Below are 23,221 nucleotides of genomic sequence, written 5' to 3'. Positions count from 1 at the left end.
ACCTCCCATTAATGTCGGGGGGCCTTTTTTCTTGTTCTATCAGAATGTCTTGAAGCTTTATTCTATACAGTTTGGGCAAGGATAGGTTTTTATATGCTCCGTCTTGATGGAGCAAATTATCATATCATGGGCACCTTGTTCGATGATTTCCCCATTTTGTACAACGATGATGCGATCGGCATGTTTAATTGTCACTAATTCTTGGAACCGAACAATTTCATGAAGGCATTAATCTAGTTATCCGGGACGATCTGGGGGACGAATTGGACCTTTGTATGGGCGTTATTGCCATGGTTGTTCGACTGCTTTCGGGAGTGATGAATCATCCCCCTAAAAGAACTATTTAAAAAAATATATTGACCGAACAGCCTGTATCCGCTTACAATAATATTTAGTTATTAGTGTATTTAGAAAATTGTAAAAGAGGTACCTGCATGACAAAGGAATTCGACAGAAGAATTGGGCGCCATGCAATCATGTACGCATTTGCGGACGAAGAGGAAGAAGTCATATTGACGAATGTACTTAAGCGGATGGATTGGCTTTATGGAAAAGGTAAAGTCGGTTCAATGGAGCTGCAGAAAATAGTTGCGGCCATTGAGACATCTGCGAAAAGACTTGGATTGGTCAATCCCGATATGTATCGTGAAATGCATGCGCTGTATCATGCGATCATCGAAGCACTCCAAGGAGTGACACGCGGCCAAGTCGAGCTTGGCGGTCTTTTGAGGACTGCGGGCCTTCGGTTTGCAATCGTTCGGGGCAGGCCGTTTAAAAACGGGGCCGAAGGTGAATGGATTGCTGTCGCCGTGTATGGAACGATTGGAGCACCGGTTCGGGGATTTGAACATGAAGCCGTCGGTTTGGGAATTAACCACATTTAAATAATTAAAAGCCTATAGTTATTTAGTGAAATAGGGGGCTGTATTGATAGACTGGATAAGTCTGTCAATATGGCCTCCTTTTGTTTGTTTAAAAAAAGAATAGGGGTGCAGGAAATGATTATGTTAACGGGCCAAACTTTAACGATTGAAGAAGCGAAAAAAGTATTGTATGGAGAAGCATTTGTCTCTGCTTCAGCCGAGAGTGTAAAGAAAGTGGAAAAAAGCCGCGAAGCGGTTGAAAATATCGTGAAACAAAAGAAAGTCGTCTATGGCATCACAACAGGTTTTGGAAAGTTCAGCGATGTTTTGATTGATGCAGAGGACGCTGAGCAGCTACAGTGGAATTTGATTCATTCCCATGCGTGCGGAGTCGGGGAACCATTTCCAGAGGTGGTTTCAAGAGCAATGGTCCTTCTCCGTGCCAACGCGCTATTAAAAGGGTTCTCCGGCGTCCGTCCTATCGTCATTGAACGTTTGATCGATCTTTTGAATGCTCATATCCATCCGGTCATCCCTCAGCAAGGTTCTCTTGGGGCAAGCGGGGACTTGGCGCCGCTTTCGCATTTGGCGCTAGTATTGATGGGAGAAGGGGAAGTGTTTTATAAAGGAGAGCGAATGGAGGCCATCGCAGCTTTATCGAAAGAAGGCATTCTTCCAGTGACACTTAAAGCAAAAGAAGGTCTTGCATTAATTAACGGAACACAGGCCATGACGGGGATGGGCCTCGTAAATTACATTGAAGCCGAACAGCTGGCCCATCAAACTGAAGCGATTGCTTCACTGACTTTAGAGGGATTACGCGGCATTGAAGATGCCTTTGATCCGGATGTTCATCTAGCACGGGGTTACCGCCAGCAAACAGAGGTCGCTGAACGGATTAGCCGCATGATCAGCGGCAGCCAGCTCATCACCAAGCAAGGAGAACTGCGGGTTCAGGATGCTTATTCCCTTCGCTGCATCCCGCAAGTGCATGGGGCATCATGGCAAACTCTTGATTATGTAAAAGAAAAATTGGAAATTGAAATGAATGCAGCGACGGATAATCCGCTTATTTTTGACGATGGGGAAAAGGTTATTTCAGGAGGGAACTTCCATGGACAGCCGATTGCATTTGCGATGGACTTCATGAAAATCGCTGTTGCCGAGCTTGCAAATATTTCAGAGCGCCGGATTGAGCGACTCGTCAATCCTCAGCTGAATGATTTACCGCCATTCTTGAGCCCTTCACCTGGCTTGCAGTCTGGAGCGATGATCATGCAATATTGTGCGGCTTCCCTAGTCTCTGAGAATAAAACACTCGCACATCCTGCAAGTGTTGATTCCATTCCATCTTCAGCGAACCAGGAAGACCATGTAAGTATGGGAACGATTGGCTCCCGGCACGCACATCAAATCATCCAAAACGTTCGCCGCGTATTGGCGATTGAGCTCATTTGTGCCTTACAAGCGGTTGAATACCGTGGAATAGAGAAGATGGCCCCGTTTACAAAAGAGTTTTATACGGAAGCAAGAAAGCTCATTCCAAGCATTACACAAGATCGTATCTTTTCAAAGGATATTGAAGCAACGGCAAGCTGGTTACTGCAAATTGACTGGAATTCATTTATTCATAGGAGTTTACCTACAACATAATATGAAGCTCGGAATATCCGAATGAACGTTAGGCTTATAGCCCTTTGACTTGGGCTTTAAGCCTAACACCCTTATGTAAATGCTACAAAGATCCCAGAAATCCAAAAAAGGTCTAAGCATTAGAGAAAATGACCTTGAAATAGTAATAAATGCAGGAAATGACTATTGATGGAATGATCGACTTTACCTATTCGTGCTAGATTAAACATGCATTTTTGGAGGGGAATCTAATTTGGAAAATCGGCAATTGCAACCACCTGTCATAAATGAAAAAAACCAGCCTTCAAATACTTTACAAAGGAAGCTAAAAGCACGCCACCTTACGATGATTTCGCTGGGCGGTGCAATTGGAACAGGGCTGTTTCTCGGAAGCGGGCCAGCCATTCACTCTGCGGGGCCTGGCGGTGCTTTGGTCGCTTACACCGTAATTGGCATAATGGTTTACTTTATTATGACAAGCCTTGGAGAACTGGCATCATTTATGCCGGTCAGCGGAGCCTTCAGTACCTATGCTTCGCGTTTCATCGACCCGGCATTAGGGTTTGCGCTTGGTTGGAACTATTGGTTCACTTGGGCAATGACTCTTGCTGCGGAACTATCTGCCGCAACGATGGTTATGAAGTTTTGGTTTCCTGACAGCTCGTCTTTTTTATGGAGTTCATTGTTTTTAGTTTTGATATTCTTATTGAATTACGTATCCGTTAAAGGGTATGGCGAAGGGGAGTATTGGTTCTCCCTCATCAAAGTGGCGACCATCATCATTTTCATAGTTGTCGGAATATTGATGATATTCGGGATCATGAACGGAGAGGCGATTGGTTTTAAAAACTTCACAGTTGGTGACGCTCCGTTTGCCGGTGGTTTTTTGGCAACATTGGGCATTTTCATTGCTGCTGGATTTTCTTTTCAAGGAACAGAAATAGTCGGCGTTGCAGCCGGTGAAAGTGAAGACCCGGCAAAAAATGTACCACGTGCAGTTCGCAGCATTTTTTGGAGAATCTTCCTCTTTTATATCCTGGCCATATTGGTTATCGGATTGATCGTTCCTTATACGAATGGCAGTCTGCAGGGACACACAATCATGGTTAGCCCATTTACGATGGTGTTTGAAAAAGTGGGACTGGCATTCGCTGCTTCCGTGATGAATGCCATCATTTTGACAGCCGTATTATCCGCAGGTAATTCGAGTCTTTACGTGACAAGCCGGATGTTATACTCCATGGCAAAAGAAGGGCTGGCACCGCGTATTTTTGGCAAACTTAACAAACGCGGCGTTCCCATTTGGGGATTGGTTGTCACTTCACTTGTAGGGATGTTGGCCTTTTTTGCTTCCATTTTCGGTGATGGAGTCATTTATATTTGGCTTATGAATGCTGTTGGTGTCACTGGATTTATATTTTGGCTCGGTATAGCGGCAAGCCATTACCGCTTTAGAAAAGCTTATATTGCTCAAGGGTATTCACTGGATGATCTTCCCTATAAATCCAAGTTGTTTCCTTTCGGCCCGATATTTTCCTTTGCACTTTGTTTCTTCGTATTATTGGCGCAAAACTATCAGGCCTTCATTGGCGATGACATTAACTGGGCCAGTGTGATCGCTGCCTATCTTGGCATCCCATTCTTTTTGATAATGTGGCTTGGTTATAAGTTCATTAAGAAAACAAAAGTAGTTCCGCTAGAGGAATGCAAAATCGATTTTGATGAACATAGGAATGCCAATTAGTATGTATTGATAAAATGCATCAGCCTTGAAATGGAATTGTTGTTTCAAGGTTTTTTTCTGTATATGTGACACATTTCCTTATATGGCTGCATAAAACATAACCATTAAAAAAATGTGTGAAATCCCAATCTTGCCATGTGATTTTTAAGCGGAAAATCACCTTTCCTACTTTTTGGATGATTTTAGAATTAAAAAAACTGAAAAAAAATTGTGGCCGATGTTGGGAGTTTATGATTATAGGAAGCCGAAGTGTTGGTATAACAAGGTTTTTGGTGTCTTCCGTTACCTTTAAAATCGATGGCGTAAATGGGCTTTTTAGGCAAGAATTCCGTCCCGCATCATTTGAACTTATATTCATTCTTTGTTAAGGTAATGAGGTACTTTAGGGATACAGGTTCATTCCAAGTGTTGGGACTGAACAAAACCCTAAAATAAAAAACCATAATATTTCAGTTGGTATATGCTGTGTGCCTGTTAGTTTCCTCAGTTGTATTGCACCTCTTTTCCCTGCAAAGCTTTAAAATAGACTATTGGGAATCCCATAATCATATTTCTATGCGTTTTGGTGTTATACTGCACTGCAAGTATCATTCCACCTGGTAAAGGAAATGAAGTACTTTAGAGGGTAGTCGTAAGTCCATCATCAGGACAAAACTCTAAGTGGAAATCGTTTATATTACAGTTGGTATATGTTGTGCCTGCTAGTTTCCTCAGTTGTGATTGCACCTCTTTTTTTCTACTTGAAATGCTCAATTTATCACACAAAATATAATCCAAGTAAAGAATGGCTTCTTGGAAATAATAAATATAGATTATTTTTCTATACACGTACACCCTGTGCCACTAAAAAAGTGTCACTTCCGCTTTTTTGAAGGGGTAGAATTTCGGTTATTTCAAGATACTTGTGCATTAATAATCATCAATCGCATAAAACGGGGGAATTCAGCAAAACTGAATATCATATGGGCAACTATTAGAATGAGGTGACTTGATGAAGCCGTATGTAGAAGTCAGAAATGTCTCGAAAATTTTTGGCAAATCTCCAAAAGCAGCAACAGACTTATTGAAGCAAGGCAAATCGAAAAAGGAAATCTTAAAAGAAACGGGACAAACAGTCGGAGTGAATAATGTTAATTTCGAGATTTATCCTGGCGAGATTTTTGTCATCATGGGCCTATCCGGAAGCGGGAAATCAACTTTGATCCGCATGTTCAATCGTTTGATCGATCCCACTTTGGGTGAAATCTTAATTGATGACGAAGATATCGTGAAGATGAACGCTGCCCGGTTAAGGGAAGTCAGACAAAAGAAAATAAGCATGGTATTTCAGAACTTTGCTTTATTCCCGCATAAAACGATATTGGAAAACGCTGAATTTGGGCTCGAAATTCAAAAAGTAGATCCAGCGAAACGTCATGAAAATGCGATGAAGGCCCTTGAGGCCGTTGGATTGAAAGGCTACGAAAATCAGCTGCCATCACAGCTTAGCGGCGGTATGCAGCAGAGGGTTGGGTTAGCCCGGGCACTCGCCAGTGATACGGATATCCTGCTGATGGATGAAGCCTTCAGTGCCCTTGATCCATTGATTCGTAAGGATATGCAGGATGAACTGATTCAAATCCAAGATCAGTACAAAAAAACGATCATTTTCATTACCCATGATCTTGATGAAGCATTAAGAATCGGGGATAGAATTGCCCTTATGAAAGATGGAAGCGTCATTCAATTGGGTACCCCTGAACAAATCATGATGAATCCAGCCAATGAATTCGTCGAGAAGTTTGTGGAAGATGTTGATCTGTCAAAAGTATTGACAGCGTCTCATGTGATGATACGCCCAGAGAAGATTGCGGTGGACAGAGGCCCGAGGGTTGCCTTGGAAATCATGCGCAAACAAGGGTATTCAAGCATTTTCGTTGTGGATAGGAAGCAGAAGTTATTGGGGGCCGTGACTGCTGAACAGGCACGTCAGGCAATGAGCAATGATCAATCGATTTCTGAAGTGATGACAACTGATATCCCAACTGTAAAAGAGGATGAATTACTTGGAAACCTCATGGATGTGATGGCGACTTCAAGCTTGCCGATCTCAGTGATCGATGATCAGAACAGAATTAAAGGAATTCTTCTTCGCGGTGCCGTCATCGGTGCTTTGGCCGGAAATAAAGATTCCTTGAATGAAATGGAGAGTGAATAATTCAATGAATATGCCGAAAATCCCACTAGGGGCATGGGTCGATTCTTTAGTGGATTGGATTACCATTGTATTTGCTGGATTATTTACACTTATTACGAATGTGATCGAGGGACTACTGGATATCCTGGTCGATGTAATGAGTGCAGGACCTTCGATCATTTTAATCATCGTCCTGACCCTTCTGGTTACCTATACAAGCAAATGGACATTGGGGTTATTTACATTAATCAGCTTACTATTGATTGATAATCTTGGTTATTGGGAATCAAGCATCCAAACACTGGCGATCGTTATTTTGTCAGGATTCCTTACCATATTGATTGGGATACCAATCGGAATATGGTGTGCCCAAAATAAAACCGTGCGCAATATCGTTACCCCAATCTTGGATTTCATGCAAACGATGCCTGCCTTCGTTTATTTGATTCCTTCGATTTTATTCTTTGGAATAGGGGTAGTGCCTGGAATCATCGCGTCATTCATTTTCGCGATTGCTCCGACAATCCGTATGACCAATCTTGGGATTCAGGAAGTGCCTAATGATTTGATCGAAGCATCGGATGCTTTTGGTTCAACCACCAGCCAAAAGTTATTCAAGGTACAAATACCGTTGGCTACTCCAACGATTATGGCAGGAGTTAACCAAAGCATCATGCTGGCACTATCCATGGTAGTTACAGCTTCATTGGTTGGAGCACCCGGACTTGGGGCGGATGTCTACAGGGCAGTCAGCCAAATTAATGTAGGGCAAGGATTTGAAGCAGGATTATCCATCGTAATCATTGCAATCATACTTGATCGTATCACGCAAAACCTTCGTAAACCAGCTTACGAGCATATCGTTAGCAGGAAAATCATTTTTACAATATTGGCCTTACTAGTTGTGGGTACTGCGCTATTCGGTACTTTTACAAAAGAAAAAGCAGAAAATGGGGATGAAAACAGTTTTGCTGCCAAAGCCAATTTTGAAATCATCGGAATTGAACCTGGAGCAGGAATAATGAAGCTGACTAAATCGGCTATAGATGATTATAAGCTGGATGATTGGAACGTGGTTGAAGGGTCATCGGCAGCGATGGTTGCAGAATTGAAAAAAGCAATTGATAAAAAAGAACCAATCGTCGTTACTGGCTGGTCACCGCATTGGATGTTCTCGACATATGACTTGAAATATCTCGAAGATCCGAATGGATCCTTCGGCAAGGCTGAAAACATCAATTCCATTGCCAGAAAAGGACTTGAACAGGATGCGCCAGGTGCCTATAAAATTCTAGATCAATTCTACTGGGAAACAAAAGATATGGAAGATGTAATGGTCAAGGTTGCTGATGGGATGTCTCCTTCAGAAGCAGCAGAAGAATGGATAAAGAAAAATCAGGAAAAGGTGTCCAAATGGACCCAAGGAGCACAATCAGGAAATGGTGAAAAGATCAAACTGGTTTATGTTGCCTGGGACACTGAAATTGCCAGTACAAATGTGATTAGCAAGGTACTGGAGCAGAATGGCTATGATGTAACATTAAGCCAGGTTGAAGTGGGGCCAATGTTTGCTGGCGTTGCAAACGGAAGTGCGGACGCCATGGTGGCTGCATGGCTTCCGGGAACACATCTTGAATACTATAATAAGTATAAAGATGACATGGTTGACCTTGGACCAAACTTAAAAGGAACAAAACTTGGTCTGGTCGTACCGGATTACGTCGATATTGATTCGATTGAAGACTTGAAATAAAGAAAAAAGCGGGAATTTCAGAAATGAAATTCCCGCTTTTTTTATTTTACCTGGGAGGGAATTTTAATGCGAGAAGTCAAACGTTTAAAGTTTGATGAGGGTTAGTCATATCGTCAGCTTCATGAGCGATTTGGTTTAAAGAGTGATACGCAAAAGGCAGGTGTCCAATAAAGCTTATTGAAGATCAACGTGATATATGTAAGCGCGTCAGAAGTTAGCCACAAATTCTGTTCATGTAAGACCTATCCAGCTCTCTTTTGAGCCTGGCTTAGGACTGAACTGAAGGACGGCAGTATATACATCCAGTTTTAATTTCTATAATACCAGTAACGTTAAATCGCCTAAATAAATTGAAGGCGATTTTTTTCTTTCATCAGAAGTAACACATTAACATTGTTTATGTATTCTATTTCAGTTAACCGAAGCGAAAATGAAAATTCTTGTTAAACGATATGTTAAAGAACCATTTTATACAAGTTGATTTTATTACAGGTGCAAAAGTAGTTCCCATTCCTAAGAAGTCATCAAGCTTGATGAGATAGTCTTTTTAAGATGAAAGGTGGCAAAATTGAGAATTTATAAAGTGTTGAGTGTGCAAAACAAGCGGTTTTACAGGAGAAATTAGTTGGCATGGTTTTTGCTTATATAAATAAGAGTAAATCAAGAAAGGAGGGAGAGCTGAATAGCCAACTATTCAGCTTTGTTGGTAAGAGTCTCAGGAGAGAGAATGGACTATTCAAGTACTCCTCTCCATTGTTTCAGGAACTATTGTCGGATTCGTACTTTGTTTGCTCGGCGGATGTGGATCAATTACCGAGTGAATCCTGGTACAAACAAATATTCCTGGTGTATTTACCTGCGGGGATCATAAATACGGCCAAGCAATTACTGCTGCAGGAAGTGGTTGTATGGCTGCTCTGGATTGCGAAAGATATCTTGATGCAAGAGCGATCAAGTAGTGGAGACAATCGTATAACATTAAGAACTAAATATAGGGAGGATTGTAATAATGAAAGAGATCAAAACTAAGCAAGAGTTTGACGAGGCGATTTTATCAACAAAACCAGTTGTTGCCAAATTTTATGTTGAATGGTGCCCAGACTGTCAGAATACCAATTTATTCATGCCGATTGTAGAAGAAGCGTATAAAGAAAAGATAGATATGATCGCAGTAAATCGAGACCATTTTCCGGAACTATTAGAGAAGCTAGATGTGTTTGGAATCCCAAGCTTTATTGCTTTTCAAGAAGGGAAGGAACTTAATCGCTTTGTAAGTAAAGTCGGAAAAAGCCAGGAAGAGGTTGAACAGTTTCTCAATCAAATCGTGGAGGAAAGTGGAAAATTAAAAAGATAATCATTTACTAATACTGAAACTCAATTAGAGCTGCTCTACTTTGTAACATTAATCAGAGACCAGCATTAATCTGAAGCCAATAAATATTGAGTAGTTACTCAATATTTATTGGCGATAAATTCAAAATCACCGGTTTTATCAACTTATTTTTTGCATAGGAACTATACAGCGTGTAGGGATAGAAGAGAAGAATATATAACTTTTAATATAACTTTTTTGCTTTAGGGGATTATGCTCGCATTTGTTGGAGGGGGAGTTGTCGGCGGAACAGTCAGAACTTGGCTGGCAGTGCTCTTAAGCAAACAGCAGCGTAAGCTCCATTATGTATTTTCCGTGTTGTTATGTTGGTCTCCATTTATATGCTAATCATAAATGCTGAAGTATCAGATTGGTGAGCTACTATATAAAATTGAGATGAGGAGATTAGAATGGCAAATATGAAGAATGAGACACATTACAAAATTTTGATTGTAGGAGGGGGCAGTGCCGGAATTACGGTTGCAGCCCGTCTCCTGCGTGAATCTCGCACTCTGAGTGGAAACGTTGCCATCATTGAGCCTGCGACAAAACATTATTATCAGCCATTATGGACACTTGTGGGAGCTGGCGAAGCTGACAAAACTGTGACACAAAGGGAGGAAGCATCCGTTATTCCGAGCGGAGCCGTGTGGGTTCAGGATGCGATAACCACTTTTGAGCCCGATGAAAATGCTGTTGTAACAGCATCCGGAAAGAAACTGCACTACGAATATCTAGTTGTCGCAGCCGGGATTCAAATTGACTGGCATAAAATCAAAGGTTTAAAAGAGAGTATTGGAAAGAATGGTGTATGTAGTAATTACTCTTATGATTATGTTGATGGCACTTGGGAGGCGATCAGAAACTTCAAAGGGGGGACTTCCATTTTCACCAACCCGAACACGCCGGTAAAATGCGGTGGGGCTCCTCAAAAAATTATGTATATGGCAGAAGACCATTTCAGAAAATCAGGAGTTCGCGAGCAATCTTCGGTTATTTTTGTTTCAGGTAGCCCATCCATATTCAATGTGAAAAAATATGAACAGGCACTAAATAAGATAATAGAACGAAAAGAAATAGAGACATATTTTATGCATCACCTTATTGAAATTGATGGTGAGAATAAGCGAGCGACATTTGAAAACCTGAACACGAAAGAGCGCGTGAATATGCATTATGACATGATACATGTGGTACCACCGATGAGCGCTCCTGATTTTATCAAGAATAGTTCGCTCGCAGCTAGTAATGGGTGGCTGAATGTGGACAAATATACACTTCAGCATCAACACTATGACAATATATTTGGCATAGGTGATTGCACAAACCTGCCTACATCGAAAACAGGGGCTGCGATTCGTAAACAAGCGCCAGTGCTTGTGAAAAATTTGCTTCATCGGATGCGTGCCAAACTTATGGTTCATAAATATGACGGCTATACATCATGTCCGCTTGTTACCGGATATGGGCGGCTTATACTGGCTGAGTTCAATTATGATTTACAGCCGCAAGAAACCTTTCCAATCGATCAATCCCGTGAGAGGTTCAGTATGTATTTATTAAAGAAAAACTTGCTTCCCATTATGTATTGGAACGGAATGCTTAAAGGAAAGATGTAAAAACGTTGACAGCCATAACACAACCTAAGTATCCGAGGTGCTTGAAAGGAGAAGGATTTATGCTATTGAAGTATTTTTATGATGAGAAACTGGCTCAAGCTTCATACCTTGTGGGGTGTCAGGCTACCGGTGAAGCGATAATTGTCGATCCGTCACGTAATATAGAACCTTATATAAAAACGGCAAGAGCACATGGTGTGAGGATCGTGGGCGTAACGGAAACACACATCCATGCCGATTTTTTGTCTGGTTCGCTGGAGCTGGCTTCCAGGCTTGAAACGACATTGTATTTGTCTGATGAAGGAAGGCCGGACTGGAAATATGAGTACGCAACTGGGTATGACCACCGCTTTCTGAGAAATGGAGATGTATTTGAAATTGGAAATATCCATTTTGAGGTGGTACACACACCAGGACACACACCTGAGCATATATCGCTGCTCGTAGCAGATGGGGGGGCATCTACCAAGGATCCGCTCGGCATACTTACCGGAGATTTTGTATTTGTGGGTGATGTGGGGCGTCCCGATTTATTAGAAAAAGCCGTAGGGGTACATGGTTCCTCAGAAAAAATGGCACGCATGATGTTTCGGTCATTGCAACAATTTAAAAACTTTCCAGATTATTTGCAAGTATGGCCAGGGCATGGAGCGGGCAGTGCCTGTGGTAAAGCGCTAGGTGCGATCCCGTCGTCAACCATCGGCTATGAAAAACGGACAAATTGGGCACTGCAATATAATGATGAAAATCTCTTTGTTGAAGCGCTGTTGGCTGGGCAGCCTGAGGCACCCCCTTATTTTTCAATGATGAAGCGGTTGAATAAAGATGGAGCGCAACAAATCCGAAAGATAGCAGCACCACATCATATGGAGGTTTCAATAGATATTGTGCAGGAGTGGACGGAACAGGGAATAGTCTTGGATACGCGTCCGGCCAGTGAATTTGCCACCAAGCATATACGAGGCTCAATTAATATTCCATATAACAAATCATTTGTAACGTGGGCGGGGTGGCTGTTGGATTATGACTTGCCTATATATCTTTTGGCAAGCAATGATGATGTTGCAGATATTGTAAAAGATCTCCAGTCCATTGGGTTGGATCGCGTCATTGCAACATTGGACCCATATATCATTGAGCAGGCTGGCGAAACTGATTCACATGTTATGAAATATGAAGAAGTGACAATGGACATGATAGATGACGCAATTCAAACAGAAAGCATCTATGTGCTAGATGTCCGAAGCATGGCCGAATGGCAGGAAGGCCATTTTCCACAAGCTAATCATGTCATGCTTGGCCATTTGCAAGAACAGGCACCTAAACTTCCACATGATAAACCCATTTTGGTTTATTGCAAAACCGGAGGAAGGTCGGCCATCGCTGCAAGCCTTTTGCAAGTTCATGGTTTTAAAGAAGTACAAAGCCTTGTAGGCGGTTATGAGGAATGGCGAAAACGGAAGAAATTGTGACCCACCAGAAATCTTAATGAAATCTTTTGATTTTATCATCCATGGGAAAATATTTCCTAAGATTGCAAAAGTGCTATTACTTGGGATGAAAGGGTTTTAAAAAAAGATCACGTGTTTAGGGTAATCAAACAAGATCTTCTAAGAAAATAAGGAGATTTTATAAGGGAAATGGGTTGGCATGACAGTTGCATATATAAAGAGGCAAGGTACACAAGCAAACATGAGAAGGAGAGATACTCGATGAAATATAATTTTGACCAAGAAATCCGTCGACTGAACACTGACTGCGAAAAGTGGGATGATCTTGAAAATCATTTTGGCGTAAAGGATGTTATACCGATGTGGGTGGCCGATATGGATTTTCAGTCTCCACAACCTATCATCGAAGCATTAAAACAACGTGTGGAGCACGGTGTTTATGGCTACACGCTTAGACCGGACTCGTACATGGAATCCATTGTTGGTTGGCTGAAAAGAAGACATCGATGGTCCATTGAGAAAGAATGGATTACCCACAGCCCAGGAGTGATTCCAGCCCTATCGTTGGCGATTCAGTCCTTCACGCAGACAGGGGACAAAATAGTTATCCAACCTCCTGTATACCATCATTTTGCTCGTGTAGTCCAAGCGAACGGCCGTGAAATTGTAAACAACCCGCTTAAGCTTGAAAATGGGCGTTATTCCATAGATTTCGAAGATCTAGAGGCAAAGATAGATTCATCGGTAAAAATGTTGATTCTGTGTAGTCCTCATAACCCGATCGGAAGGGTATGGAGCAAAGAAGAATTGACGAGATTGGGACAGATTTGTATGAAGCATAACATTCTCGTTGTCGCAGATGAAATTCATTTTGACTTTGTTTATAAGACACATACTCACATTCCTTTTGCCTCTATATCAGAAGAGTTTGCGAACCATTCTCTTACCTGTATTGCGCCAAGCAAAACTTTTAACCTGATGGGTGTACAGACGTCAAGTATCATTATTCCAAATCAGCAACTGCGCGATAGGTATGATCGAGAACTGAATACATTATCTATTGGTTCGCCGAACATATTTGGCGTTGTTGCGTTAGAGGCTGCTTACCGGCACGGAGAAGAATGGCTGGATCAGCTTCTTGGATATTTGCAGGAGAATTTGGAGTTCACTCTGAATTACTTCAGCAAAAACATCCCGCAAATCAAAGTCATCCAGCCTGAAGGCTCATATCTTGTATGGCTTGATTGCCGGGAATTGGGAGTTGAAGAAATGGATCAATTTATGTTGCGCCGAGCAAGGGTTGCAATGAATGGAGGGCAGATTTTCGGTAGGGAAGGTGAAGGGTTTATGCGGCTCAATATTGCTTGTCCACGTTCGATGTTGAAAAATGCTCTGGGTGGCATAGAAAAAGCTGTCTCCTCTTTGTGCAAAGCGTAGAAATTTATTTTATAATAAATTTATTTTATTATTTCATAAAGCGCAATAGCAGAGGAGGATAATATGGCAGGCTTTATCGGCATGCAGCAGTTTATTCAAGATTACGCTGAGAACACAGCAGGAATCCTTGGTCTGGATATAACCGTGCTTGATGAAAAGGGCGTTCGTATTAGCGGAACTGGCTACTATAAAGATCTCATTGGCAAAACGGCTCCGGAAGGCTCCTTTTTCAGAATGATATTGGAAACAGGGGAGCCTGGAGTGGTTTACGATGTGAAAAAAGATGAGTCGCAGTGTAGGAGTTGTAAATTCGTAAATCAATGCAAAGAACTCGCTACCATCGGGTTTCCTATTGTAAAGCAAGACAAACCAGTTGGCGTCATCGGCATGATTGGTTTTTCCCATGAACAAAAGGAGAAAATGATTATAGAATCAGAGAATCTGATCCAGTTTCTACGCAATGTTAGTACATTGTTAGTCAATAAATTAGCAATGCTGGACCCTGATAAAGAACCGGGTTGCAAAATTCAAGAAGAGATACCGATCCCCCAAAAAGCTATTTCTTTTGAAAACATTCTTGGGAAAGATTCCGGGCTTCAAGATGTTATTAAAAAAGCTAGACGGATTATAAACAGCCCATCCACTGTTTTGATAAGGGGAGATAGCGGTACGGGAAAGGAATTATTAGCCAAAGCGATTCATTTTGAAAGCAAGCGCCGAATGCATTCATTTGTGGCAGTAAATTGCGCAGCCATACCTGAGAGCTTGTTGGAAAGTGAGTTGTTTGGTTACGAGGGCGGATCATTTACCGGCTCGAATCGGAATGGGAAAATGGGGAAATTTGAATTAGCGCACAAAGGAACCATTTTTCTTGATGAAATTGGTGATATGCCGCTTTTCTTGCAGCCAAAGTTATTACGGGTTTTACAAGAAAGAGAGATTGAAAGAATCGGTGGAAAAAAAGCAATCGAGATTAATGTACGGGTAATTGCAGCCACTCACCGAAACTTAGAGGAAATGGTGCGAAACGGTACCTTTCGCGAAGATTTATATTATCGTCTCAATGTCCTCCCTCTCCATACCAAACCTTTGAGAGAACGGCGTGATGATATCACTTTGTATCTCGAACATTTCATTCATAAACATTGTAAGGTCATGCAAAGGTATCCACTTAGACTTGACCCCATGCTGGAGCAATGGCTTATACGTTATGATTGGCCGGGGAATATACGCCAGTTGGAAAACGCCGTAGAATATATGGTCAATATGGCTGAATCAGATATCGTCGAATTCCATGATTTACCTGACTATCTCTTTCAACATGATCATCTCTCTGCCGATTGTAGAGGGTTAAGTTTGGAAGAAATGATTTCTGAATATGAAAAAGAAGTTATCCAGAACTATTTTCTGACTGAAAAATATCGAAATGATAAAGAACAAATTGCCCGGGAACTAAAGATTAGCCTGTCTACTCTTTATCGCAAGTTGGAAAAATACCAATTATGTTAACTTCGTTTAAAAGATTTCTATTTTACTCATTTAAAGTTACTTGAAATGAAAGAGAGAGTGCTCATATCAATTTCTCGCCTGAGTTTTTTGTGAGGACAAAAGCAGAAGGTAGAGGAATTTTAATAATTTACTGAAAGTTCTCTAAATAATCATAAATAGATTATTCAAAAGAACAGCCAGATGAGCCTTCCATACAAAGTATTTGAACTATGAGTAAAAAGGGGGATACACTATGGGGAAATTAGAAGCAGAGATAAATAACACCCTAGAAGAGCGAAATTCAAAAGGATCATTACAAAGGAAGCTGCAATCCAGACATTTAACGATGATGGCTATAGGTGGCGCTATTGGAACTGGATTGTTTGTATCCAGCGGATCGACGATTAGCACTGCGGGGCCGGGAGGAGCGCTTGCTGCATATATTCTGGTAGGAATCATGGTCTATTTTGTCATGAATAGTTTAGGAGAGCTATCGGCCTTCTTACCGGTCCCGGGGGCTTTTGACATCTATGCATCAAAGTATATTGATCCTGCGTTAGGCTTTGCGTTAGGTTGGAACTATTGGTATACAACCGCAATAACGGTTCCTGCAGATTTGGTGGCCTCTACTCTTATTATGAAGTATTGGTTTCCGGACTCACCTTCTATCTTGTGGAGCGCACTTTTTCTGGGTTTGTTGCTAATCTTAAATGTTTTATCAGTCAAGGCATATGGGGAAAGTGAATACTGGTTTGCTGGTATTAAGGTCATCTCGATCATCGTATTTCTCATTATTGGGGTTGCCATGATTTTTGGAATTATGGGAGGACATACGGTCGGGTTCAGTAACTTTACTCAAGGAGATGCTCCTTTCCATGGCGGGCTTGTATCTATCTTTAGTGTTGTGCTCATCGCGGGCTTTGCATTCCAGGGAACTGAGGTGATTGCGACGGCAGCCGGTGAAACTGAAAATCCATCGAAAAACGTACCGAAAGCCATTCGGTCAATCTTCTGGCGAATCCTTATTTTCTACGTGTTGACGATTTTTGTTATCGGTTTGATTATCCCTTATACGGATTCAAACCTGCTTAAATCCGGCGTTCAAAATGTATCTATCAGCCCCTTCACGCTTGTTCTTCAGAGAGCTGGGCTGGCATTTGCAGCTTCCGTCATGAATGCAGTGCTTCTTACATCTGTTTTATCAGCAGCAAATTCAGCAATGTATGCTTCTTCACGTATGCTATGGGCACTGGCGAAAGAAGGAAAGGCACCACGAATCTTTGCACGGCTTAACAGGAAGGGAATTCCCATGTGGGCCCTGTGTACAACTGCTTTTATAGGACTTGCCTCTTTTTTGGCTTCACTTTTTGGAAATGGTTCAGTTTTTATTTGGTTGGTAAATGCTTCAGCCCTTACCGGATTTATCAAATGGTTCGGGATTGCCGTTAGTCATTACCGCTTCCGTAAGGCCTATGTAGCCCAAGGCAGAGACCTAAATGAATTGCCGTTTAAAGCCAAATGGTACCCGCTGGGCCCGGTTATCACGCTGTTATTTTTTGTGGTTTTCATTTTTGGGCAGACTCTTTTTTATGGAGATCAAATTAGCTGGGCAGAAATTATCGCCACGTATATAGGTCTTCCAATTTTCTTGCTTCTCTGGCTTGGTTATAAAATCATTAAGAAAACAAAAATAGTTCCTCTGATGGAGTGTGATTTTGAGCGCAAAGAATAAGAGGGAAGGCTTATGATGAATGTAAGCGTTTTATTCAAAGGGGAATTTAATTCTATTCCGTTTTTATAGTATTACAAAAAAAAGAGGTGGTTTATATGATAATAGAAGCAATCATAACAAAAGAAGCCCCAAAGGCTATCGGTCCTTATTCACAAGGTATTAAGGCAGGAAATATAATGTACACTTCAGGGCAGCTCCCAATTGATCCTAAAACAGGAGAAATGCCTGATAATATAGAGGAGCAAACAAGGATGTCATTGGAGAATCTTAAGAAGGTTTTAGAAGCGGCGGGATCAAGCTTACAGCAGGTAATAAAAACAACGGTTTTTTTAAGCGATATGAATCACTTTGCCGTGATGAATCAGGTATATGGAGAGTTTTTCTCTGATAATTATCCAGCAAGAAGTGCGATTGAAGTTGCTCGTTTACCTAAAGATGCTTTTATTGAAATAGAAGCGTTGGCTATTATTTAATTATATATAATTGAAAAGGGAAGGCAGATTGATATTCTACTTTCTTTAATGTAAATATGGCCAGTCTTAAACAGAAAATATCTGAGGAGTTTTAATATGAATTTAGCACAATTTCCTAGACAGCGATATACACCAACAGATACACCCATTGAGAAATTACATCATTTTTCCGAAGTTCTTGGTGGCCCTTCTATTTATCTTAAACGAGATGATTTACTTGGTCTGACGGCTGGGGGAAATAAAACAAGAAAACTAGAGTTCCTTGTTGCAAATGCTTTGGAAAAAGGCGCGGATACGTTAATTACATGTGGAGGCATTCAATCCAATCATTGCCGTTTAACATTAGCGGCAGCGGTTAAAGAGAAAATGAAGTGCATACTTGTGTTGGAAGAGGGTCTTTCGAATTCTGAACCAGATTTTAACGGTAACTATTTTCTCTATCATTTATTGGGCGCCGAACAAATCAAAGTCGTGCCTAATGGAGCTGACTTAATGCAAGAAATGCAGAAAATAGCTAAAGAGGTAACAGAGAATGGACATAGTCCTTACATCATTCCGGTTGGGGGATCGAATGTCATTGGTGCAACGGGATATGTGGCTTGCGCACAGGAGATCTTGGCACAGTCCCTTGACCAAGGAATTGATTTGAAAGCTGTTATTTGTGTAAGCGGAAGCGGAGGAATGCATGCTGGTTTGGCGGCCGGATTTCATGGAAACCAAAGTGGAATATCAGTAATTGGAATAAACGTAAGCAGAGGAAAAGCTGAACAAGAAGAGAAAGTTTATCAGTTAGTTAAAGAAACTTTAGCACACATCGGCATTCCAAATTCAATTCCTCGTGAGGCTGTTACGTGCTTTGATGAGTATGTCGGTCCGGGTTATGCTATGCCTACACCTGAAATGGTGGAAGCCGTCAAGCTTATGGCAAGAACGGAAGGGATTTTGCTGGATCCGGTATATACGGGAAAAGCGGCAGCGGGACTCATCGATTTAATACAAAAAGGCACCTTTAAGCCTGAGGATAACATTCTATTTGTTCACTCTGGTGGAGCTTCATCGTTATACGCCAATACTTCTCTCTTTAATTGAAATTTGATTATTATATGGCGATAGTGTGAATCAAAAAAACAATAAAATAGAAGCAAAGGAGCTTCTGATTCTAAGATGCATTTATTTGAAAGAGATATATGAATCAGCCCCATGAAGCCATACCAAATAGGATATGAATGAACTTCATGGACTTTAACAATGCTTTCTCCTGCTGTGGGATAGAATATGATGAAAATTTCCGGCTCATTAGAATCATAGTTTTTAAGAAAACATTCACCATAATGTACATGTCCTTTCCTTCCGCATATTCATTTTTTTCAGTCGCTGGTTCAATCCCAGCAGCTTGGAAAGGAAAAGCTCCATTTGGCTAAGCAGCTTCCAGCTTAACTAAATGGAGCTTTTTAAATCAATGGATGGTAACGAATTTACTCCTCAATTCCTCTTCCGTTACTTCGATCTTTCCTTTTAAATCTTCTGCCAGTAATACATAACTTTTCACGCCAATGAATTCAGAATACGATATTAAAAAGAATTTTGTCCCTTTTTTATACGCAGATGGAACATCTTCAATCAACTTAAACATTTTCATCCTTTTTCCGCCTTGGATATCATAAATTCGTAACGCATGTATTCATAACTAGTTCGTGGCACAACTTCTTCTTTTCACTTTTTATATCATTGATATTTATGGGCGGTCAACTTTTTTTACTGGTAGATACAAGTACCGACTGTACTTGTCATTTGTTTGTGAATTATGAGTATTCCTAAATTTCTGTGGAACTGGGCTATCGTTGAATGTTAAAATTCAGTTGGATAACAGTGTTTCTTTATACATAAGGAAGAGATAAGAGAAGCAATGAGTTGATAAAGCAAAAAGTGATTTTGGAAGGTGTGGAAATATTGAAACCAATCATATTTGATGTAGATACGGGGATAGATGATGCCATGGCGATGGCATATGCTTTAAATTCCCCTGAATTGGAAGTGCTCGGCTTCACCACTTGCTTTGGTAACGTGCCCGTTGTTGATTCGACCCGTAATACACTTGCCGTCTTGGAGAAATTAAATAGGCGCATACCGGTATATGAAGGTGCTGACCAAACTTTGGTACGCGGAAGGAAGAAGCGGTATCCCAAGCATGTTCATGGGGAAGACGGGTTAGGAAATACCCTTCGGTTTAAACCAACCATCAAAGTATCACAAGGAAATGCAGCAGATTTCATTATCGATCAAGTGCAAAGCCGACCGCATGAAATTACGATCATTGCAGTTGGACCACTGACTAACATCGCATTGGCGATCAATAAAGCGCCGATGATCATGTCGCTTGTAAAAGAGGTCGTAATTATGGGCGGTGCCGTAAATGTACCAGGAAATGTAACCCCTTATGCTGAAGCGAACATAATATCAGATCCTGAAGCGGCACATCAGGTATTGACTTCAGGAATGCCGATCACCCTAGTGGGGCTTGATGTGACGCTGCAAACATACCTACTGAAATCGGAGCTTGATGATTGGCGTGCCACTGGTAAGGAAAGCGCCGAATTTTTAGCGGAAATGACCGATTATTATATGAAAGCATATGAAAACTCCCATCCAGGTTTGGGTGGTTGCGCCCTTCATGATCCACTTGCAGTCGGGGTTGCGATTGATTCAAGTTTTGTCAGGACAGAATGGATGAACGTCAAGGTGGTGACCGAGGGTGAAGAAGCAGGCAGGACAATCGGTCAAAAGGATGGCGGACCTAGAATCCGTGTCTGTACGAATGTGGAAAGTGAGCGGTTTTTGAAACACTTTTTGGAACGGGTTATATGATTAAGCAACGTAATTGAATCATGAATGTAGCATGAAGGATATTCCAAAAAAATCATTGGCAAGAGCTGGCCAGTTTCTGTTGGATATATCGATTCTCGCTATATATATGACAAGGATACCTGTCAAAATAAAGTTGAAAGTAGCATGGTAAAAAAGGTCCTCCATTCATTATGTTTTGTAAATGGTTTATATTCAATCAATCATAAAAATTGTTTTTCAGACTTTAATCAAACGTTTGATTAATTTCGTAGAAAAGAAAGTCGAAAGTCACTAATATCATGGTGAAAACCATATTAATGGATAATGGTTCAGAAATACTGGGTATAAGGTACTTTTTTTACCACAAAAAAGTAAAATATTAAAAAATAATTAAAAAATGGGATTAAAGGTTTGGGAAAACAGGTACATAGACTTTTATAATGCCATATTTAGGTTTTTTTGCATAATTATAATTTACCATTTTTCGACTTTGCGCTTATTTATATGGCAGAAAATGTATGGTTCTATTAAAATGTACTATATAAGATAAAAGGAGGATTTTTTCTATGTCACAAATTCGCGTAACACCTTCGGAACTGAAAGATGTAGCTAGACAATATGATAATGAGAGCCAACAAGTAACGGATATGATTGGTCGTTTAGATAGAATGAGAGATCATTTAACTGGTATTTGGGAAGGTTCTTCCAGTGAGGCTTTCGTAGGTCAGTACGAAGAATTAAAGCCTTCATTCATGGATATGGCTCGCTTGTTGAATGAAGTTTCCCAACAATTGAATAAATCAGCTCAAATCCTTGAAGACACAGATAATCAGATTGCTAGTCAAATTCGCGGATAATCATTAGGTAAATGAGAAAAAGAATTTCTAGGAAAAAGCGCCGCGACTCTTTTTGAAGAATCGTGGTGCTTTTTTGCTTTAAAAGAGGTGGATTCCATATATATTCAACTAACGATCGATTTAAACAGGTATACAGGGGAAGTATTTGATTTGCAAGTGTCAAATTACCGCTCCATCAAGAAGGTTGTGGAGATAATATGGCAGGTAAAAGATATTGCCAGTGCGCCTAAAGAAGGCTATTGGGTGCGGGTCCAGAATAAAGAGTTCGTATGTTCAGGTTATGAAACCCTGCTTGATAGCGGAATTACGACGGGGGACCGCCTTGAGATCCTCTAATGGATAGGTGTGGACTCTTTATAGGAAAAAAGTCTAAAGCCCTTTAGCAGGGGTAAAGGAGTTACATAAAATGGATGAGAAACCATATCTGGAGAAAAAAACAGAAGCTGCAATGATGAAGGATGATAAGGGGCATTCGTTCGTTTTCCAACGGGCAAAACTACCGATGCAGGACCCACTGGAATTACAGCTTATTCATGAAGCGGATGATGCTCTCCAGAAACATATAGAAGTGACAGAGGACGAGGTGAAGATCAGAGTAAATCCACCAGCCTCTTTTTTTGTTTTTTCCAAAGCTAAAGATAAAAATCCATTGAGTAAATGGTTATCGTCTTATCAAATCCAAAAGAAAATAAGGAATCATGAATTGAATCGCCTGCAACTAGTCGTTTGTCCGGAAAATATCGTTTTTGATTCAAGCTTGACCCCATATTTCCTGCATTATGGGGTAAAAGACAGTTTGCCTCCTAATGAGCATAATCAAGATGAGTTATTTAAAGAAACGAAGGCAACGATTTCGGCGCTTGTGGATGGGCAGCATACATTCGAAGAGTATCTGCTTTACCATAAAACACTGAAACTATCGAACGAATCACAAAGTATATTGTCATCGGGGACTTGGGATGAACTTTCCACGGTCATTCAAAACCGGATAGAAGCTTTAGAGAAGGAAGAAAAAGCATTTGTACATATTCCTGAAAAGAAATGGAAAACGGGCCGTTATACACTTTGGGGTACGGTGATCGTTCTAGTGCCACTGCTATTGTTTGCGATTTACACACTATTCTTCTCCCAACCTAAGCAGGATGCATATGTAGAAAGCGGTGAAAGCTTCTTAAAACAAAAATACAGTGAAGTCATTGACCGTTTGGAAAACTACGATCCGAAAAAGATGCCATATGTCGTCCAATATGAACTGGCGAAGTCCTACGTCACTTATGAACCGTTGGAGGGGGTGGCTAGGAAAAATGTGGAAAATGCAATCTCGTTGCAAACGGATAGTCAGTATCTCCTATATTGGATTTATATAGGCAGGGGCATGAGCGAGGAAGCGATCGATTTGGCGAGAATCATGGAGGATCGCGAATTGATTATGTACGGGCTGGTAAACCAGAAAGAACAGATTAAGTTGGACGATAGCCTATCTGGGGAAGAAAAGGAAACGCAAATTAAAGAAGTTGATACCGAGCTATCCCAATATGAAAAGGAAAAAAAGGAATTGGATAAGCAAATGGAGGAACAGCAAGATCAGAACCCTGCTGCAACAGACTCGAATATAGAGGATAAAGGCGCAGAGGAAGCAAAACCTGCTGTAAAAGAAGAAGCGGAAAACGAACCTGCATCTGGGGGAAAAGAAGAAAGTAAGGATTCCTCCAAAAAATCAACTGAAGAAAAAGAGAAAAGCAAAGAGTGAGCAATGGGCCTTTTGCGGAGGTGAGATTTA

The 23,221-nt window shown here is 41.0% G+C and carries 18 protein-coding genes and 1 pseudogene; 18 read left to right on the top strand and 1 reads right to left on the bottom strand.

What is annotated here, in order from left to right; translation table 11 throughout:
* Positions 1–434: 434 nt before the first annotated feature.
* From hutP to cuyA, 14 genes and pseudogenes are all read left to right on the top strand, one after another.
* Positions 435–884, top strand: coding sequence for a histidine utilization transcription antiterminator HutP (gene hutP / locus OTG27_RS20550; RefSeq protein WP_268937938.1), 450 nt, complete (start codon positions 435–437; stop codon positions 882–884).
* A gap of 114 nt (positions 885–998) precedes the next feature.
* A complete protein-coding gene (hutH, locus tag OTG27_RS20545; RefSeq protein WP_034306584.1) occupies positions 999–2,516 on the top strand; it encodes a histidine ammonia-lyase in 1,518 nt (505 codons plus the stop codon).
* A 325-nt stretch (positions 2,517–2,841) separates the two neighbouring features.
* The gene (locus OTG27_RS20540; RefSeq protein WP_239861355.1) at positions 2,842–4,239 is read left to right on the top strand and encodes an amino acid permease; all 1,398 of its coding nucleotides are present in this window, start codon (positions 2,842–2,844) and stop codon (positions 4,237–4,239) included.
* A 991-nt stretch (positions 4,240–5,230) separates the two neighbouring features.
* Positions 5,231–6,436 (top strand): quaternary amine ABC transporter ATP-binding protein, encoded by a 1,206-nt coding sequence (locus tag OTG27_RS20535; RefSeq protein WP_098185611.1) that lies wholly within the window; start codon positions 5,231–5,233, stop codon positions 6,434–6,436.
* Positions 6,437–6,440: 4 nt separating this feature from the next.
* Positions 6,441–8,168: a glycine betaine ABC transporter substrate-binding protein gene (locus tag OTG27_RS26550; protein WP_307730139.1), complete on the top strand. Its 1,728-nt coding sequence runs from the start codon at positions 6,441–6,443 to the stop codon at positions 8,166–8,168.
* Between the two features lie 830 nt (positions 8,169–8,998).
* A pseudogene (locus tag OTG27_RS20520) lies at positions 8,999–9,127 on the top strand (thioredoxin-disulfide reductase); the annotation flags it as partial.
* Between the two features lie 50 nt (positions 9,128–9,177).
* Entirely contained in the window at positions 9,178–9,522 is a 345-nt protein-coding gene (locus OTG27_RS20515; protein WP_057276072.1) for a thioredoxin family protein, read from the top strand.
* A gap of 437 nt (positions 9,523–9,959) precedes the next feature.
* Positions 9,960–11,159, top strand: a complete 1,200-nt coding sequence (locus tag OTG27_RS20510) for an FAD/NAD(P)-binding oxidoreductase (protein ID WP_268937988.1) — start codon at positions 9,960–9,962, stop codon at positions 11,157–11,159.
* Between the two features lie 59 nt (positions 11,160–11,218).
* A complete protein-coding gene (locus tag OTG27_RS20505; protein WP_268937937.1) occupies positions 11,219–12,631 on the top strand; it encodes an MBL fold metallo-hydrolase in 1,413 nt (470 codons plus the stop codon).
* 240 nt (positions 12,632–12,871) lie between these two features.
* Positions 12,872–14,047 carry a MalY/PatB family protein gene (locus OTG27_RS20500; RefSeq protein WP_268937936.1) on the top strand — a complete coding sequence of 392 codons (1,176 nt, stop codon included), beginning with the start codon at positions 12,872–12,874 and terminating at the stop codon, positions 14,045–14,047.
* 63 nt (positions 14,048–14,110) lie between these two features.
* Positions 14,111–15,556 carry a sigma-54 interaction domain-containing protein gene (locus OTG27_RS20495; RefSeq protein ID WP_057276069.1) on the top strand — a complete coding sequence of 482 codons (1,446 nt, stop codon included), beginning with the start codon at positions 14,111–14,113 and terminating at the stop codon, positions 15,554–15,556.
* A 232-nt stretch (positions 15,557–15,788) separates the two neighbouring features.
* Complete coding sequence (locus OTG27_RS20490) at positions 15,789–17,267, top strand: amino acid permease (RefSeq protein ID WP_268937935.1); 1,479 nt, start codon at positions 15,789–15,791, stop codon at positions 17,265–17,267.
* 95 nt (positions 17,268–17,362) lie between these two features.
* Positions 17,363–17,740 (top strand): RidA family protein, encoded by a 378-nt coding sequence (locus OTG27_RS20485; RefSeq protein WP_268937934.1) that lies wholly within the window; start codon positions 17,363–17,365, stop codon positions 17,738–17,740.
* A 96-nt stretch (positions 17,741–17,836) separates the two neighbouring features.
* Positions 17,837–18,829, top strand: coding sequence for a D-cysteate sulfo-lyase (gene cuyA, locus OTG27_RS20480; protein WP_268937933.1), 993 nt, complete (start codon positions 17,837–17,839; stop codon positions 18,827–18,829).
* A gap of 367 nt (positions 18,830–19,196) precedes the next feature.
* Here cuyA and OTG27_RS20475 read toward each other — a convergent pair whose 3' ends face one another.
* On the bottom strand, positions 19,197–19,379 hold the full coding sequence (locus OTG27_RS20475; RefSeq protein ID WP_268937932.1) for a hypothetical protein: 183 nt from the start codon (positions 19,377–19,379) through the stop codon (positions 19,197–19,199).
* Between the two features lie 311 nt (positions 19,380–19,690).
* On the opposite strand from OTG27_RS20475, the gene OTG27_RS20470 reads away from it, so the two are divergent.
* The 4 genes from OTG27_RS20470 (at position 19,691) to essB (ending at position 23,191) form a co-directional block, all read left to right on the top strand.
* Positions 19,691–20,605 carry a nucleoside hydrolase gene (locus OTG27_RS20470; protein WP_268937987.1) on the top strand — a complete coding sequence of 305 codons (915 nt, stop codon included), beginning with the start codon at positions 19,691–19,693 and terminating at the stop codon, positions 20,603–20,605.
* A 545-nt stretch (positions 20,606–21,150) separates the two neighbouring features.
* Positions 21,151–21,441: a WXG100 family type VII secretion target gene (locus OTG27_RS20465; RefSeq protein WP_034306171.1), complete on the top strand. Its 291-nt coding sequence runs from the start codon at positions 21,151–21,153 to the stop codon at positions 21,439–21,441.
* A 96-nt stretch (positions 21,442–21,537) separates the two neighbouring features.
* On the top strand, positions 21,538–21,777 hold the full coding sequence (yukD, locus tag OTG27_RS20460) for an ESX secretion system protein YukD (protein ID WP_053537134.1): 240 nt from the start codon (positions 21,538–21,540) through the stop codon (positions 21,775–21,777).
* Positions 21,778–21,847: 70 nt separating this feature from the next.
* Complete coding sequence (essB, locus tag OTG27_RS20455; RefSeq protein WP_268937931.1) at positions 21,848–23,191, top strand: type VII secretion protein EssB; 1,344 nt, start codon at positions 21,848–21,850, stop codon at positions 23,189–23,191.
* Positions 23,192–23,221: the final 30 nt, after the last annotated feature.

This window comes from Peribacillus sp. AS_2, assembly GCF_026891895.1.
Lineage (GTDB): Bacteria > Bacillota > Bacilli > Bacillales > DSM-1321 > Peribacillus > Peribacillus frigoritolerans.
Note: the sequence above shows the minus strand (reverse complement) of the source record. Positions and strands in the feature narration are given on the sequence as shown.